The organism is Paraglaciecola polaris LMG 21857 (genome assembly GCF_000315055.1).
Lineage (GTDB): Bacteria > Pseudomonadota > Gammaproteobacteria > Enterobacterales > Alteromonadaceae > Paraglaciecola > Paraglaciecola polaris.
Map to the genome: position 1 here is coordinate 1 of NZ_BAER01000013.1, position 17,017 is coordinate 17,017.

Annotated in this window: 12 protein-coding genes; 7 read left to right on the forward strand and 5 right to left on the reverse strand. The window is 45.2% G+C overall.

Translation table 11 applies throughout. The annotated features are described in order from the left end of the window. Positions 1-229 precede the first annotated feature (229 nt). From GPLA_RS00915 to GPLA_RS23020, 3 genes are all read left to right on the forward strand, one after another. Positions 230-685: an MmcQ/YjbR family DNA-binding protein gene (locus tag GPLA_RS00915; protein ID WP_007102909.1), complete on the forward strand. Its 456-nt coding sequence runs from the start codon at positions 230-232 to the stop codon at positions 683-685. A 240-nt stretch (positions 686-925) separates the two neighbouring features. Next, entirely contained in the window at positions 926-1,123 is a 198-nt protein-coding gene (locus tag GPLA_RS00920) for a CsbD family protein (protein ID WP_007102911.1), read from the forward strand. 350 nt (positions 1,124-1,473) lie between these two features. Then, complete coding sequence (locus tag GPLA_RS23020) at positions 1,474-1,635, forward strand: DUF1328 domain-containing protein (RefSeq protein ID WP_007102912.1); 162 nt, start codon at positions 1,474-1,476, stop codon at positions 1,633-1,635. A gap of 162 nt (positions 1,636-1,797) precedes the next feature. Here GPLA_RS23020 and GPLA_RS00930 read toward each other — a convergent pair whose 3' ends face one another. The 3 genes from GPLA_RS00930 to GPLA_RS00940 all read right to left on the reverse strand — a co-directional run bounded on the left by GPLA_RS00930 (position 1,798) and on the right by GPLA_RS00940 (position 5,941). Further along, on the reverse strand, positions 1,798-2,709 hold the full coding sequence (locus GPLA_RS00930) for a 2OG-Fe(II) oxygenase family protein (RefSeq protein ID WP_040513700.1): 912 nt from the start codon (positions 2,707-2,709) through the stop codon (positions 1,798-1,800). 326 nt (positions 2,710-3,035) lie between these two features. Further along, a complete protein-coding gene (locus GPLA_RS00935; protein ID WP_040513696.1) occupies positions 3,036-4,334 on the reverse strand; it encodes a YHYH protein in 1,299 nt (432 codons plus the stop codon). Between the two features lie 161 nt (positions 4,335-4,495). Further along, complete coding sequence (locus tag GPLA_RS00940; protein ID WP_007102915.1) at positions 4,496-5,941, reverse strand: aminotransferase-like domain-containing protein; 1,446 nt, start codon at positions 5,939-5,941, stop codon at positions 4,496-4,498. Between the two features lie 104 nt (positions 5,942-6,045). Here GPLA_RS00940 and GPLA_RS00945 point away from each other — a divergent pair, with 104 nt between their 5' ends. Then, positions 6,046-7,410: a pyridoxal phosphate-dependent decarboxylase family protein gene (locus GPLA_RS00945; protein WP_007102916.1), complete on the forward strand. Its 1,365-nt coding sequence runs from the start codon at positions 6,046-6,048 to the stop codon at positions 7,408-7,410. A 74-nt stretch (positions 7,411-7,484) separates the two neighbouring features. Here GPLA_RS00945 and GPLA_RS00950 read toward each other — a convergent pair whose 3' ends face one another. Next, positions 7,485-9,761: a TonB-dependent receptor gene (locus GPLA_RS00950; protein WP_040513706.1), complete on the reverse strand. Its 2,277-nt coding sequence runs from the start codon at positions 9,759-9,761 to the stop codon at positions 7,485-7,487. A 260-nt stretch (positions 9,762-10,021) separates the two neighbouring features. On the opposite strand from GPLA_RS00950, the gene GPLA_RS00955 reads away from it, so the two are divergent. The 3 genes from GPLA_RS00955 to treF all read left to right on the forward strand — a co-directional run bounded on the left by GPLA_RS00955 (position 10,022) and on the right by treF (position 13,944). Further along, the gene (locus GPLA_RS00955; RefSeq protein ID WP_007102918.1) at positions 10,022-11,047 is read left to right on the forward strand and encodes a LacI family DNA-binding transcriptional regulator; all 1,026 of its coding nucleotides are present in this window, start codon (positions 10,022-10,024) and stop codon (positions 11,045-11,047) included. Positions 11,048-11,150: 103 nt separating this feature from the next. After that, positions 11,151-12,398: an MFS transporter gene (locus tag GPLA_RS00960; RefSeq protein ID WP_193362929.1), complete on the forward strand. Its 1,248-nt coding sequence runs from the start codon at positions 11,151-11,153 to the stop codon at positions 12,396-12,398. 4 nt (positions 12,399-12,402) lie between these two features. Beyond that, positions 12,403-13,944 (forward strand): alpha,alpha-trehalase TreF, encoded by a 1,542-nt coding sequence (treF, locus tag GPLA_RS00965; RefSeq protein ID WP_007102920.1) that lies wholly within the window; start codon positions 12,403-12,405, stop codon positions 13,942-13,944. A 135-nt stretch (positions 13,945-14,079) separates the two neighbouring features. Here treF and GPLA_RS00970 read toward each other — a convergent pair whose 3' ends face one another. Beyond that, a complete protein-coding gene (locus GPLA_RS00970) occupies positions 14,080-16,965 on the reverse strand; it encodes a TonB-dependent receptor (protein ID WP_007102921.1) in 2,886 nt (961 codons plus the stop codon). Between the last annotated feature and the right edge of the window lie 52 nt (positions 16,966-17,017).

Here is a 17,017-nt window from a genome sequence, read left to right on the forward strand (position 1 = left end):
ATTTATTACTGAACATCTTTTAGAGTCCTTTTTGGAAGAATTGTTATTTTGTATTGGTAGAGACAAGGTAAGCAGCAATAATCTTGCAAAGACTAGGTAAAAAGCTCTATACACAAAAGGTAAAAAGGTGGGGAAATACGAAAGCTTATGGGCTTTGTTATAGGTCAATATCTAAAATAAGGTTTATAGTAAAAGACCGTTATTCTGCCTACATTGTACTTAATTGAATATGAACATTCACCCTAATCATCAAGATCTTAGTCAAGTGCACGCTGACGCTCGCCAGTGGCTTTTAGACTTTCCAGAAACCGCGGAGGACTTTCCGTTCGGGCCCGATGTAGCCGTGTTTAAAGTTAAAGGAAAAATGTATGCGACGCTCGCTTTAGGGAAAAAGGATAAAAGCAATAAGCAGGAAAAAGACGTTAACACACCAGCAAGAGATAGTAATGCCGCGCATGAATACTGGATAAATCTCAAATGTGACCCACAAGAAGCAATTATGCTGCGTGACGTATTCAGTGCCGTCATACCTGGCTATCACATGAACAAGCAACATTGGAACACGGTGAAACTGGATGGCAGCTTACCGCAAGGTGAGATTAAGCGCATGATCTACAACTCATACATGTTAGTGGTCAATAAGTTGCCAAAGAAAGACCAAGTGTCGATTTTGATCCACCTATAGTCATTGCTCCAAAGACCACCACATAACTCACTTCTCAACCTGATGCCACGACATTACGACTGTGTTGGCAAACACAAATAATGGCAGTGAACGGCAGATGGACATACTGACCTACCGTTTTGCTCGGTAAAGCGTGTTTACCTATTTTGACTCCAGTGGCACGTTGCTTGCTTTTTAACCTTTGAAGTACGTCTGCACACAGCGGGTGTTCAGACAATTTTCGCCATGAAGGAGATGCTCATGAATCAAGATCAAGTTGAAGGAAATTGGAAACAGTTAAAAGGTAAAGCTCAGCAGAAATGGGGTGATTTAACTGACGATGATGTGGATAAAATGAAAGGTAGCCGCACTGAACTGGTTGGAAAAATTCAAGAGAAGTACGGCAAGTCCAAGGAAGAGGCGGAGCGAGAGGTAGACGACTTCTACAATAGTAACTAATATTTAGTTTAAATAGCCTTTATGAAGCGCCTGACGGAGATGATCCCAAAATACGGGGAAGTCTCTTTTCAGGCGCTTTTTTGATCTATCTTTAGCGATATTACTCTCCAGAAAATGCAATCAACCCTTCACTTACACTTCTAAAAATCTAGACAATTTGATTACTCGATATCGTGAAAATATTACAACTGGGTAATAAATTTATTCATAATGCTGGCACCACCAGACATTCAATTAAGGTGAAGACATGAGCGGTTAAGCCGCGTCGGGTATCGTGTTTCTTTAAACATAGGCCATTTGGCACAGTTGAAGCATTACTTAAAGTCCATAAATCATGATAAGGAATGTGTATGTTACGTTGGGCTGTTATTTTTCTCGTTATCGCACTGGTTGCAGCAGTGCTAGGTTTCGGCGGCATTGCAGGCTCTGCAGCCGGTATTGCTAAGATTATTTTCTTTGTATTTCTCGTTTTACTGGTGATTTCACTGGTGATGGGCAGAAGAAAAGTTTAGCGAATTTATTGTTGAACAGGCTGCCGATGGCAGCCTTTTTTGTTCGTTTATTCAACCCAAATAGCCGCGACGCCTTTTACCATCCCATCTTGATATTTCCCTTAACCCATTGAATACCGTATTCACACTTATTCCCTCATGATTAAAACAATAAATTTGCCACTAGAACGGGGCATAGTCGTCAGGTGCTGTTGTGGGTAAGGTCCAGCGTTCATTCGCGTCGACAGGAATAGGCTGGGCTCCTTGAGACGGCAATCTACCTTGCTCGCCAAACAACCAGAGTACAAAGTTGGTGCGCTCGCCACTGGTTATTGGCTGGGCCGCGTGTACCACCTTGCCCCGGTGCAATATAGCGCTGCCAGGCGTGAATGTTATCCCTTTCATTTTGCCTGTTTCTGAGTCATAAAAGTCCACAGTTGAGCCGGTAAATAGCGCATCTGGCGGGTTCAAATTAATGTTAAGCGTGACTGCCGAGGCATCTGTGTGCGGACGAATCGAATTGTCTGTGTTTGGTCGATAATGGATAGAAAAGCCAAACGCTTGATCGTCGTAGCCTATTATTTCTGGAAACAGCATACGGGCTATGGGACGCATATACATATCAATCATTTGACGATAAAACGTTTGAAAGCTAGGGGCCGCCAGATATCCTTCTGAGCGGCTGTCGAGCATGGCTCCGCGGCGGTTTAGCACTATTCCATAGGGCGGACGCAGGGGGATCTGTGCATCCCATACGCTTTCAAGGTAATCACGCAAGTCAGCAAGACGCTTAGGATCGAAAAATTGAAACCGGAAAACGTCAGATGCGACTTCTTGCAACAAATCTTGCACTGCTAGTTCTTTTGTTGGGTCTTGCCATGCCTGTGTTACGGCGTTGCGTAAATCTTTATCCAGTAACGAGCTGTCGAGGGGAAGTAGGTCGTCTTTCTGGTCCACTTCCCATTCTTGCCACGCATGACTGAGTAAGTCTTGATTTGTGTTCCAAAACTGCTCTACGGACGGCTCGCGGTAAAGCATTGCTTCTCGCGAAGGTAATGTTAAGGCGCGTGCGCTTTGTAAGGGATTAAGTGACATCATTTAAATTAACTCCAAATAGGTTGCTAGGTAATCGCTTTTACCTTGGCTAGGACGCTAATTTATTACACCTTGCAGTCTAAATAAATGGGGGTATTAGGTAAACAGAATTTAGTTTTTGTATATAATCGGTTGGGATTAAGGAGGTGTGCTTTTGTCGAAATCGCTGGGTATGCTGGGGCAGAGCTTGCTTGCTATTATTGAAACGGCGTGCGACGGGCGACGTCGGCTTACAGTGCATGTGCATAGCGCTTCGAGTAAATAGCCGTGACAGGATTTATTTGGCATCAAGCATAGTTAAAAGGCTATGCTTGATTCCATGGCCGTTATTGTTCTGGGCGCCGGGGTAGGGCAGACTTTAATGCAGCTTCACTGACCTTTAGTTTATCGGCAACGACCGCCAGATCCGCTTCTGGGCCGCCAGCATCTCGCATGACTTGCATCAATTTCTGTTGTGAAACCCCCAGTTTTTCCGCGGCTTGTTCAAAGCCTGGAGGAACCATATTGCTTGGGCGCTCACCGCGGCCTCCGGGTGGTTCGTTGCGAGTGATTTTAGTCCCCGCTGGTGGGTGGGCACCCACACCTGCTTGGGCAGTGGTCGAAAAGTTATTTTTAGCCACCACGCCTTTAAGGCACTTGGGTAAGTTAGGGAACTCATTGCTTGAATGATAGTGATATGCACTGATACCGCTTTCGCTAATTGTGCCTGTGTGACCATTACATTCATCTAAGTCAGTGGGCATCAAGTTATTTGCATCGACGCTGCCGTATATCGGCACGCCATCAAAGGCATAGCCAAATAGTGCCGCTGGATCTTGGGGCAAGTTAGTACAGCTGGTATCCACGTGTGCATGTGCATACACAGTATCAATATCACTTGAGGTGCCGTGATAATGGTACCAGCCGCCTGGGTCAACGTGACCTGCGCAGGTATCAAGGGCGGGTAAGTGACCGGTTTGTTTTACACTGGGGGCATCAGAAAATATTGGTACACCCGCGAGGGCAATGCCCACTTTTGATACCACGCCTAAACGCGTTGTTTTTTGTGCCATGACCGGCGTGGTGGGTATGAGTAGGGTGATCTTAACGTCTCGATCTTCTGATACTTGAATGCAGGCATGATCGACTGTGGGCTTTGAGGTGGCGTTATCAACGATGTGCACTGTGCCGTCGTCATCGTAAAAGGTATAGCCTTGTTCATTTAACATGCTTAAAAATACTTTATCTAATCGGTATAGACCTGCCTTGGTGCCATCCCAGTCCCATATGCCGCCTTTATCGTCTAAGGTTTTGGGGCAAAACGGGCCTATTTGCATGTCATCAGGCAGATACTTCAACACCAGTTTTGCACACTGGGCGTCATCGCCATTTTCTAGTGTGCAGTCAACAATTTCTGGTTGCTTGGCCAAGGCGTTCAAGCTAAATAAGTTTATATCCACTTGTGACGCGTTGGCGACTTGCGCTGAATATGGTGCTTCTGTGGTGGTTGTTTCACTGCCGCAAGCGGATAACAATAATGGCGCGCTCAGTGCGACGAATGCCATTTTACCTGCTCTAGCACATATGTTTTTGCCAGAGCGTGTGAAGGGTATATTCCTAGAATTTAATAAGTGACGGCTTGTCATACATTACCTTGTGATAAAACGAGTTGGTTTGGTCTCGAAGAGGTGAAATAGTGAACCCAAGGGCACGCTAGCGTAAACATAAGTTCGGTTGTTGGTCTTATTTTACGACAGGGAATGATAACGTAATTTCCATTCGCTGCTTAGTCATCAAGTGTGCAGAATTAGCGCAGATATGTATCTGTGTCTATTGGCCCTGCATCATCGATAGTTTCTTGCTCGCAAACCAATTCACACAATAAACCTAACTGGGTATAAATCGATTGATTGGGAATATTGCCCATGTTTATGCGCAAGCAATCCTGGTACAGCGTTGTGGTTGAAAACATATTTCCTGCTTTGACATAAACATTTTGTTGGGCAAGTGTTACGGCCAATTTTTGGGTGTTCACCTTTGGCAGTTTGAGCCATAAAACCAGTCCTCCGCTAGGCGGGAAAACGTGAGCCTGTGGTGGTAAATGCGTTTGCAAAAAGGAAATGTATTGGGTACTGATAACACGCAGCGCACGGTTCACCTTATGCAGGTGCCTTGTGTAATATCCTTTTGCAATATATTGCGCCAGCGCGAGTTGAATAGGTTGATTTACTCCTAAGGTTCTAACCATGCGTTGTTGAATAAATTTATCCGTAAAGCGCCCAGGCAAGCACCAACCGATACGTAACCCAGGGGCGAGGGTTTTCGAAACGCTAGCACACCACATGACCCATCCATCTTGGTCATAATGCTTTATGGGCAGGGGCACAGTACGCTGGTGGCTTAACTCTCTAAATACATCGTCTTCAATGATAGGCACGTGGTATTTTGCGCCCATCCCAGCAATAGCCTTTTTTTGCTGATGGGAAAGGCTATGCCCAGTGGGATTTTGATGATTAGCGGTAAACAGACACGCTTTAACGCCTGTGTTTTTTAAGGCATTTTCAAGCTGCATGAGATCCATACCATGCTCAGTGCTGGGAATTTCAATCACGGCGCGGCCAAGGGTGGTTAAAATATCCAGTAAGCCGGAATAACATGGGGAGCTAACCGCAATCACATCGCCTGATTGGCTAACCGTTTCCAGGGCAATTAATACGGCATCTAAACAGCCATTCGTAATGACCAGTTCATCTGCGTTGACGGCAAAACCTTGTTGGGTGAAATGACCTGAGAGTTGTTTTCGCAGCGCTAAGCTGCCGTTTATTTCATCATACAATAGATTAAAATCAGCTTGTTTAGTGGCTGCTTTTAGACATCGAGCCAGTGCGTCTCGGTCAATCAGTTTTGCATCTAATTGGGCTGTGGCCAATGAGTAGTCACTGTCAGCAACGGGACGTTGTTCTGGGCGTTTGTCTATGTTGCAAACGGCACTTTTAAAAACAGGAAAGGTATGCCTTTTTATCCCAGAGCCTTCTTGGGGCAAAGGGCGTTGTACGTAGTAACCTTTTTTATACTCTGGTGTTAGGTAGTCACGTTTTTCCAAATAGCGATAACACGCCAGTGCGGTGGTCATACTGATATTGTGGAGTTGGCAGAAGCTTCGTAACGATGGCATTTTTGCACCACTGTCTATTAGCTGTTGTTCGATTTGCCCTATCAACTGCGTCGCGATTTGAATGTATTTTGCGGTCATATTTTTCTGTTATCTAAAATTTATAATAAATACGTAAAAACTGTATCTGTTATCTAATTATGTAAAGCATAAACTAATCAAATGACGATAAACAGGAGAACACTATGCAATATTGTAAGCGCAGCAACGACATCATACTTACCGCCTTGGGTGAACAGTTTAAGGCGTTTCATCAAAATTTAACTGAGCAACCTGTTGCCAGTGTTTTCACTGGCCCAGTGGTAGCAGAGCTACCAGATGTGGGCGTGTCATTCGAGGCACTAAATACGCTTATTACTGAGCAGGTGCGACCAAACTTATCGGCCAGTAATGGAGGCCGCTATTGGGGATTCGTCACCGGAGGGGCAAATCCAGTTGCGACCTATGCAGATTGGCTCGTCACGACCTTTAATCAAAATGTGTCAAAAGGGGGCGACTCCATTGCTTCTGATATTGAACGTCAAACCCTCGGTTGGTTATGCGAGCTGTTTGCCTTGCCCCATACGTTTAACGGTATTTTTACCACCGGCGCCACTGCGGCAAATGTCTTGGTTGCCTTTACTGCAAGGCAGTACGCAGGACATGCACAGAATATCGATATTACCCAAGCGGGTATGGCCGATTTAGACGTTGGCATATTCAGCGCGACGCCCCATGCAAGCATGGTGAAAAGTTTGGGTTTTGCTGGGTTTGGTCAAAATGGCTGGCAAAAAATAGCGTGCAATCCGAATAATGAGTCGATGGATATTAACGCCTTAGAGGTTGCCCTTGCTGAATGCAAAGCTGCCAGTAAAATTGTTATTGCCAGCGCCGCGACAGTGACTGGCACTGATTTTGATGACATTGAGGCTATCGCCACTTTGTGTCAAAAATATCATGCTTGGCTGCACGTTGATGCTGCTTTTGGCATATTCGAACGTTTAATAAACGGTAAAGACGGCAAAACCCGTGGTATCGAACGGGCTGATAGTATTACGTTAGATTGCCATAAATGGCTTAATGTGCCTTATGATTGTGGCGTGTTTTTAACCCAGCATATGGACTTATTAACCCAGTGTTGTGAGGTGAGTGCTGCGTATTTGGCCAGTCCGGAAAATACTTTGTCGTATATGTCTTTGGGCATTGAAAATTCCCGTCGCTTTCGTGCATTTCCGGTTTGGGCGACCTTATTGGCGTATGGTAAACAAGGGGTGACCGACAACATTAAGGCAAACATGCTCCATGCACGGCAGCTCGCTAACTGGTTAGACAAATCCGATAAGTATGAATTGCTAAAGCCCTGCGAGCTAAACGTGGTGTTGTTCAAACCGAATGCTGCCGTACTTAACCTTACCAGTGCACAGTGTATGGCCAAATTGAATGCATCGGGTCAGGTATTTCTGACCCCAGGCGCATGGCAGGGGGAACCTATCATTCGTGCCGCCTTAAGCAACTGGGCTACCAATGTTGACGATGTACAGCGTGTGATTGCTGCCCTCGATGGTATCTAAGCGTTAACGTGGAGATACAAAAAAGCGCGTGATGCTTTGGGCATAACGCGCTTTTGTCACTCAATCAAACCCCTTTAAAATGCATAGCTCACACTAAAGGTGGCAGTTCTAGGTAAAATATAACGGCCATTGGGCGCACTTGGACTGCGTGGGTCGCCTTCGGTTAAAGCGTCTTCATCGGTGAGGTTTTGCACCGCCAACTCGAAGGTTAATCCTGAGTCACCTTGTAATATCAACCCAATGTCGAATTTTTCATACCCATCTAATACCACGGTGTTTTCATTGTTGGCGAATCTGTCATCTACCATAGAAAAAGTGCCGTATAGGGTGGCAAAGAAGTCTTTGAATTCAAAATCGTAGCTGGGCGTTAAGCGCACTTGCCAACCTGGTTGACGCTGGGCTTCATTACCTTTATTGGTGGGGCTGGCGGTTATTTCTGTTTCTTGAATGGTCGAATTTAACGAAAGAGAAAAACCGTTGTCAGCAAAGTAGTTAGCGTCTATTTCAACACCATAGGCTTCGTTGGTCAGCGTTTGCACCGGTGCGCCCGGGACGGTTTGAAAACGATCGCCTTCTACTTCGTTATAAAAACCCGTGGCGTATAGGGTGTAATTGGATTTGGCTAATTTGTAACCCAATTCTAATTGCGTTACGTCAATGATCAAATCGTCGCCAGCAGAGAAACTATCGAAGCTTTCACGCAAGTCATCGAAGTAGGGCATTTTACTGCCTTCGCTGTAGCGTAAAAATACACCTTGCTCAGGCTGTATTTGCCAGTTAATCCCAGCGGTAAACGCCACATCTGACTCGTCATATTGCACGGCTTTGGTGATAACGCCGTCTAAGCCTTCATCTACAGTATAATCAATGGTGTGGTTCTCATCGCGCACGCCCACGTCTGCGGTGACCGTATCAGTTAACTTATATTCGAATGCCGCGTAAATGGCTTTTGTGGTGCCATCGCCAGTGGCGTTTATGTCGTAGTTCCAGTCACAGCTGTCTTGGCTGTCATTACACGCGATACCTGTTAGGTTTTCTCCGCCAGGGCGAATAACATGATACGACTGGTTACCTATGCTCCACCAATCATTGGATGAGAAGTTCGCTACATATAACCCCAAAGACGCTTTGAATTTATCTGTTTGCTTGGTGATTGCCACATCATTGGTGAATGACTCTATGTCTTTACGCACTACCCAACGGCCAACTTGTTGAACGAGTGTGTCACCGTCATATACGTCACCTGTCACGGCACCGATTGCTGACACACCGTTGTCTGCCACGCTTGATAGCAAAGCCGGATTGCCATTTGGCACTAAGCCCAAGGTATCTGCATCACCTGAAAGATGAGCGAAGCGGTCAACGAATGTCCAACCTTCAGCAAATTCTAAGTTGACGCTACCGCCAGTAACAGTTCCTTTCCAGCCGCGTCCTTCACCAAAATCTACCGACTCAGAAGTACCATCAGGGCCATATTGGATGGTCGCTTGTCGATTTAAGGTGCCTAATTGTGTGTAGTTATTATCAACCCCATCAACCAAAGGCGTGGGTAAGTACCATGCACCGTGATCATCTGTGCTGCGGGTAAAGAAGTTAATTTTACCATTGTCTAAAATTTTAGTGATGTTTAGGGTGAACTGATTGCCTTTTTCAGAGTTAAAACCCGCATCACGGATCCCTGGGCTTTGCTGTACATAGCCACCAAACATAAAGTAAAGATCTTCGGCTAGTTTGCCTGAGACCACTGCATCTATACGTTGTAAGTCGTAATCTGAGGTTGAATATTTGATTGAGCCTTCGGTTTCATCAGACCCTTCTTTGAGTAAGAAGTTAGTGGTTAGTCCAGGTTGTCCGCTGGATACCACCGACGCCGGGCCACCACGTAAGGCATCAACAATTTCGATGGTTTCGTCAATACGAAACAAGGATGAGTTTTCTAAAAATGACAAAGTAGAAGGCGGGAAAATCGGCACACCTTGAACTTGTAAGGTCAAAAATGGCGCATCGCCGCCACCCGGAAATCCACGTACAAATACGTTAGCTCCCGCCACACCACCAGAGCTTTCTGCCCACACACCAGGTATGGCTTTGAATAAATCAGCGGTGCTCTTGGGAGCGAGCTTTTTAATGTCGGCTGCGCTGATAAGTGTTGTGGCGTAACTGGCTTCGACTTTACGCACCGCAGTACCACTGGCGCTACCTGTTACTACGATTTGCTCGATAAAATTATTTTCGTCTTGTTTTTGCTGCTCGGCTTTTTGTTGTGCAAACACTGCACTAGGCACCATCAATGCCAGTGCAACGCCTAACGCAAGAGAGTGTTGTTTATGTGTTGTTAAATTCATGTGCATAGCCATCTGTTTCTTAATGTGTTGTAAACGATATGTAAAAATGCAATCGTTTGCAATTGGTATTTTGCAATCGTTTGCATTTTCGTATGGAATCAATTGATTTAATTAGAAATTTGTTTTTATTTGGCTCAGGGGGAAGGTGTAGTCTTATAGAAAAACGATTACACTAGGGCTAACAGATGTTATTGATAGTGCGTAGTTTTGCCTTTTGGTAAAAGAAGGCTTGCGCGTGTAGCGCACAATTTAGCTTAGGTAATCGATTGAAAAGCAATAAAAAATTAACCTTGAACGATTTAGCGAAACTGGCCGGAGTGTCTACGTCTACTGTGTCACGCGCCCTGAGTGATAATCCGCTGATCAAGAAAGAAACTCGGGTGCGCATACAAGTATTAGCCGAGCAACATAACTTCAGCATTAATACTGCGGCCAGTCGTTTGCGTACACAAAAGACCAAGGTTGTGGCGGTGATCCTTAATTTAATCGATCACACAGAACAAAGCATCGGTGATCCGTTTTTGTTAAAAATTGTCGCCGACTTGAATCAAGCCCTAAACAGTAAAGGCTATGATTTATTGTTGTCTAATTCGTTTATGGCCACGGATAATTGGGCTAACTATTTTATCAATAGTCAGCGAGCCGACGGATTGATCGTCGTAGGGCAGGGCAAGAGCGACGAAAAAGTGCAAGAAGTGGCAGCAACGGCTGTGCCTATGGTGGTGTGGGGCGATCCGCTACGTGAGTCAAGTTACCCTATTGTGGGCAGTAATAACCGACTTGGCGGAGAGCTTGCAACCGAGCACTTGCTGCAAGGCGGATGCAAAAATATCTTATTTTTGGGTGATCCTGAACACATGGAAATGACCGGACGCTATCTCGGTTATCAAGACGCGTTAGAAAAAAATGCCGTGATATTTGACCCTACCTTTACGGTCGCCATCGACATTACGAGCCGCGCCGCCTATGAAAAAGTCAGTGAGTTGATTTTAAGCCGAGGGTTATTTTTTGACGGTATAGTGGCCTGTAGCGACATGGTGGCATTAGGGGCTATGCGGGCATTGAAAGAACGTTATGTCGGTATTCCAAGTGATGTGGGCGTGGTCGGTTTTGATGACATTTTGATGGCTGAGTTGTCTTACCCTTCATTAACAACGATTAAACAAAATACCCAAAGTGCCTCCCAGATCATGGTAGACAAGCTCATTGCGCAATTCGACGGCCAAGAAGTTAACTCATCTGTGGTGGATATAGAACTTGTGACGCGACAATCGACGAAACACAAGGTATAAATTGCGCTACATAGGTACTGCTTTTATCAGTAATGCAATCGTTTGCATTTTTTTAACTTACGCTTTACACTTTAGGATAATCACTCCAGCGTAGACCTAAACTATGAATCGAATGCTCACCATTGTTGCTATCTCACTGTGTTATTTTGTGTTTGCTGTTTTGCTTAACAGTGTGGGCACGGTGATATTGCAATCGATCACCAGTTTTGATGTATCAAAAACCGATGCGAGTACCTTAGAAGGCTTTAAGGATCTTTCCATCGCTTTTGTATCATTTTTTGTGGCCTCGTTTATTCCCCGTATTGGTTATCAAGTGGCGTTATGTCTCGGGCTAGCGATGGTTGCTGTGGTGTGCCTTTTGACCCCTCTTTTTGCCGAATTCTTCTTTATAAAGATCCTTTTTGCCACCATAGGCACGGCGTTCGCTTTGGTTAAAATATCTGTCTATTCCCTTATCGGTCAGTTAAGCGTTGATACTAAAAGTCATTCATCGCTGATGAACACGGTAGAGGGGATTTTTATGGTTGGCGTGCTCTCAGGCTATTGGGTGTTCAGCGGCTTCATTAATGCGGATAATCCAGCCTCGATTGAGTGGTTGAATGTGTATTATTTATTGGGTGGTTTAATCGTATTGGCGGCAGTGTTTGTCTACTTTGCACCGATTGAGCGGGAACCGTTTGTGCCACATGAAGCCGGGGCGTTGAGCGAATTTACCGATATGCTCAAGTTAACCTACCAGCCCTTAGTATTGATTTTTGTTATATCGATTTTTCTCTATGTACTGGTTGAACAAGGCATAGGCTCATGGCTACCGACCTTTAATCGTGAAGTGCTAGGTCTACCGGTGGATATTAGTATTCAAATCACCAGTATTTTTGCCGCAATGATTGCCATTGGCCGTTTGTTAGCAGGCGTCATTTTAAGATTTGTGCCTTGGTATATATTTGTTAATGGCTGTTTAGTCATGATGTTTCTAACCATTATTTTGACTTTACCTATGACTGAAAACCTCCCGCACGGGGTGGTCAGCGGTATATTCGACGCACCACTTGCCGCGTATCTGTTACCTGCTATCGGGTTATTTATGGCGCCCATTTACCCTTTGATTAATTCAGTCATGCTCAGTGCATTACCAAATCAGCAGCATGCGAAAATGACCGGTCTTATCGTTATTTTCTCGGCTTTGGGTGGTACATTTGGCTCCATTTTAACCGGTACTATCTTCGAGACATTCGGTGGCCAGCACGCGTTTTATATGTCGCTTATCCCCATAGTGATGATCATTATCAGTTTGTATTTGTTTAAAAAGTTATCGGCAGGGCCGAATAAAAATTGTCTTCAAGGAGCCTAATCGAATGCGTCACTCCAGTTCATTTCACCACGAGAGCATTGCCTTTTTCGAAACGGAATTATTTAAACGAATTCAACTTGAAGGGTTATTTAACGACAGTAAAACCATATGCGATGCCAAGCCTAACAGCAGTTGGTTAGAGCTGGTAACCCTGTACGAAAAAGACAAAAATCAAGTTGCTTTTTCACTTAGCGAGTTTGTTGGCGCCCATTTTACCTTGCCACAAGAAATCGTGTTAAATGCCAGTGGTAGTCCGGCCTCATTGGCTGAGTATATTCAAAGCCTGTGGCCGAAATTGACCCGCGCACCGGATAACAATCAAAGCAACAGTACATTGATGGCGTTACATCACCCGTATATTATTCCCGGCGGTCGTTTTCGCGAGATATATTACTGGGACAGCTATTTTACCGCGTTGGGGCTTAAACTATCCTCGCACACCCGTCTGATTGAATCCATGGTACTGAATTTTATCGACTTACAAGACACGCTTGGTTGCATACCAAACGGTAATCGCAGCTATTATTATTCCCGCTCTCAACCCCCTGTATTGGCTATGATGGTTGACTTGTGCATGGAAAACAGCGACTCGGTTGACCATGATTTCATGCAGCGCTGCCTCACTGGCATGGAGCAAGAATACCGTTTCTGGATGCGCGGGCAAGACCAGCTAAACGGCCCAGGAGAAGCATGTTATCGAACAGTAAGCATGCCTTGTGGTGCGGTGTTAAACCGTTATTGGGATGACTTGGCTACGCCGCGCAGTGAGTCTTATTTAGAAGATGTCGAATTAGCGGCCGAATTTTCAGCGCCCCAGCGTCCGGAGTTTTATCGTAATATTCGCGCAGCCTGTGAATCCGGTTGGGATTTTAGCTCTCGCTGGTTGGCAGATGAACGCACGTTGTCATCCATTCAAACGACAAAAATTGTCCCTGTGGATTTAAACTGCTTGCTGTATCGCTTAGAAGTGACCTTGGGTAAGTATCACAAACTGTTAGGTCAAGATGTTCAAGGGGCACAGTTCGTTGCCCTTGCTAATCGACGCAAAGAGGCGATAAACCGTTATTTTTGGTCTGCTGAGCAAAACTATTATTTTGATTATCAATTTGAACAACAACAACCTTTACCTGTGCGCTCCCTAGCGGGGGCGTTGCCCTTGTATGTTAATATCGCAAGCGAACAACAAGCCAAATGTGTGAAGCACTCGCTCATGTCTACATTTTTACGGGATGGGGGCTTAGTCACGACGCTTAATACCAGTGGTCAGCAATGGGACTCGCCAAACGGGTGGGCGCCGTTGCAGTGGTTCGCCGTTGTCGGATTACGCAATTATGATTATATACAGGACGGCGATGACATTATGCAGCGCTGGTTAAAAACCGTGCAGGGGCACTTTGCGGCAAGCGGTAATATCATGGAGAAATATAACGTTCAATCTCTGGATAGCCTGGCTGACGGTGGCGAATATGAGGTGCAGCACGGATTTGGTTGGACCAATGGCGTCACGATGGCATTTTATGATTTGTTAGCTAAATCGAATACTTAATAGCATTTTATCCCCAGTGTAGGGTAGAAGGCATGAAAACACAGACATGTTTGACTTAATAAAATAGGGGCATGTCTGAATAAGAATGATAAGCCCCAGGTTGAGTGGACGCTGGGGCTCATCGGGCACAAAGGGTTAGAATTTCGCTTTTATTCCCACTTGAAAGCGACGTCCTGAATACTGCACTAAGGTTACTCGTTCACGCACATCTGCATATTCGACAATTTTTTCATTGGTTAAATTGATTGCCTCAGCGCTTAGGGTGAACATCTCGTTAATGTCATAAGAAGTACTGAAATCAAACTGACCATAATCTTGCACGTGTTGTGGTAAACCATTGCTGCCAATCACCGGACCTGAACGATATTTCAGATAACTGTCACGCCAGTTATACGCCAATCGTGCCTGGAAACCGTCTTTGTCGTAAAAGCCAATAATGTTGTAAGCATTTTCTGAGAATCCTTCTAAGCCGCTGCCTGCTGAAAGAACATTTTCACGGGCTATTTCGTCCTTGGCGGCTTCATCATCTTTGCTGTCGGTGAAGGTATAGTTTGCTTGCACACCAAAACCGCTTAACCAACTGGGTAGGTAATCGAAGTAATGCAATGCGGCAACTTCGATGCCGCTGACTTTACCGCCACTGCGATTGGCTTGCTCTTCTGAATATTCATAGAAGGTGCCCCAATTTTGATTTACCGCGACGTAACCTGTGTCTTTTTGCACGGTTTTTTGCGAAATAAAGGTGCCAATGTCTTTGTAAAATAAACCCGCGGAATAAGCGTTGCCGTTATCAGCGTAATATTCTAATGATAAATCATACTGGGTCGCTTCATAGGGTTCTAAATACGGGTTACCACTTTTGGTATTGTATTGGTCAGCGCGTATTCTAAGTGGATAGGTACTGTTCACTCCGGTATCTTCCAGGGCTGGTCGGGTAATCACCTTTGCTGCTGCTCCTTTTATAAAGAAGCCATTGGCTAAATCAATGTTAACGTTCGCGCTAGGTAATAAGTGGGAATAGTCCTTGTCTACCGTTAAGGCTTCAGGGTCGGTGTACTGAATCTCAACAATTACCCCTTCGTTTTGCTCGTATACATCGTTAATTGAATCGCGGAATTTACGATGGCCGGTCGATGACGTTTTGGTTTTCACGTAGCGCAGCCCTACGTTGCCGGTAACGCTAATATCGTCAAAGTCGGTTTCTAGATTCAATTGAGAATACAGCGCCATGGTTTCTTCGGTGTTTGCCACGGATTCTGCCGGAGCTAGGTACTCTTGTGTCCAGTTTGGCTCCTGACGGATGTCTGCGATGGCTTGTTTATACGCGTTAAAATCGTTGAGTAAGACGAAGTTGCGGGGAAAATCACCGCTTTCATTGGCCAAAAAGTTACCGCTATTAACCCGGAATAAACTGTCGTCTAAATCTATATGTTGACCACAGGTATTATACGGTAGAAGGGTATTGTCAAAGTCGTATTGCTCTTGTGCTGTGGTAATGTCTGGTTGAACCCATAATTCGGTGTTGTAACAACCGTGATTAATTTTATACACAGCTTGGGACTTCTCTCGATCCGAATAGGCCGCGCCCATGTCAATTGACGTCAACATACCTGAGTCGAGGGTATAGCTAGCATCGAGTTTGGCTTCGAATATCTCATCTTCGAGCTCTTTGTGTTGAATATCATTCCAATGGGTGCGGATGGCGGCTGGATCCTCGTATTCAACGGATGTGTCGATCGACATAATATCGCCATAGTTATCAATATTTAAGTAGTCTTGGGCGGTTAACCCTTTGATCTGTCCGTCGATATAGTTGGGATCGTAAATGCCTAATGTGTCGTCGTAATTAGGATTGATTGCATGGGCAACCAGGGTATTGGCTTTCGGCGTTGCAGTTGATTTAGAATAAGCGAAGTCAGTGGCAAATTTCCAACTACCGCGATAAAACTGACTGTTTAAGCCTAGGGCTAAGGTGTCTGATTCTTGACCACGTTCTTGCATCAAAATATCGATGGGCTTTTGATTGCGCGCTCCTTCAAGCAAGGTATAGTTTTCCGATACCACTACATCGTTCCAACCAGAACCTTGTAATGGTACTTGAATACCATTGCTGCCCGCTTGACGGCTCAAGTCAGTGTAGAGCACATCGAAGGTATGTATCGTGTCATCATTCGGTTGCCACTGAAATGTTAGGTTGGCACTGGTGCGCTCGCGCTCTTCAGTGTCTAGGGTGAAGGTGCCGCGTCCAGGATACCAAATGGTGCCTTGCGTAACCGCTTGGCCATTGACGTCAGTGGTTGGTCCGGTGATCCAGGTATCGTTGTCTGCTTGGAACGATCCCCAGTGTGTGGTGCCCGCTGCATCAATGCGGTTGGTGCTTGTTTGGCGAGAAAACCCAAATAACACACCAAATTCATCATCAGCAAAGGTGTTACTCACAATCGCCGACACTTTATTGCCATAATCTTCGGCTAAATCGTTGTAGCTGATATTTGCCGATGTAGCCGCATGAAAGCCGGTGCTATTAAGGGGGCGGGCAGTACTGATATTGACATAGGCGCCTAAACTGCCCTCTGCAATATTGGCGCGAGAAGCTTTGATAACATCTGCGCCAGAAATTAATTCAGACGGCAAGGATTGAAAATCAAATTCACGACCTCGATCTGTGGTGGCAATCGTACGATTATTTACTTTTACTGCATTAAATTGTGGCCCCATACCGCGTACTGAAATTTTTGACCCTTCACCGTTGTTACGGGAAATCATCACGCCAGTAATACGCTGCAATGACTCAGCTACGTTTTGGTCGGGAAACTTACCTATATCCTCAGCCACTATGCTGTCTTGAATTGAGGGGGCCGTTTTCTTTAGAGCCATGGCTTCGCTAAGACTGCTTCTTATTCCACGCACTTGAATCACTTCGGTTTGCTCGTCTTGTTGGGCAAAACTGCTGGTACTTAACAGCGCCGCTGCAACGGCAATACTTAACGGCAATAAACGGTAGTGGCTGGCTAAAATCATTATAGGATCCTTATGTATTCAGACCATTTACGCGTTGTGCAAATGGTACTCA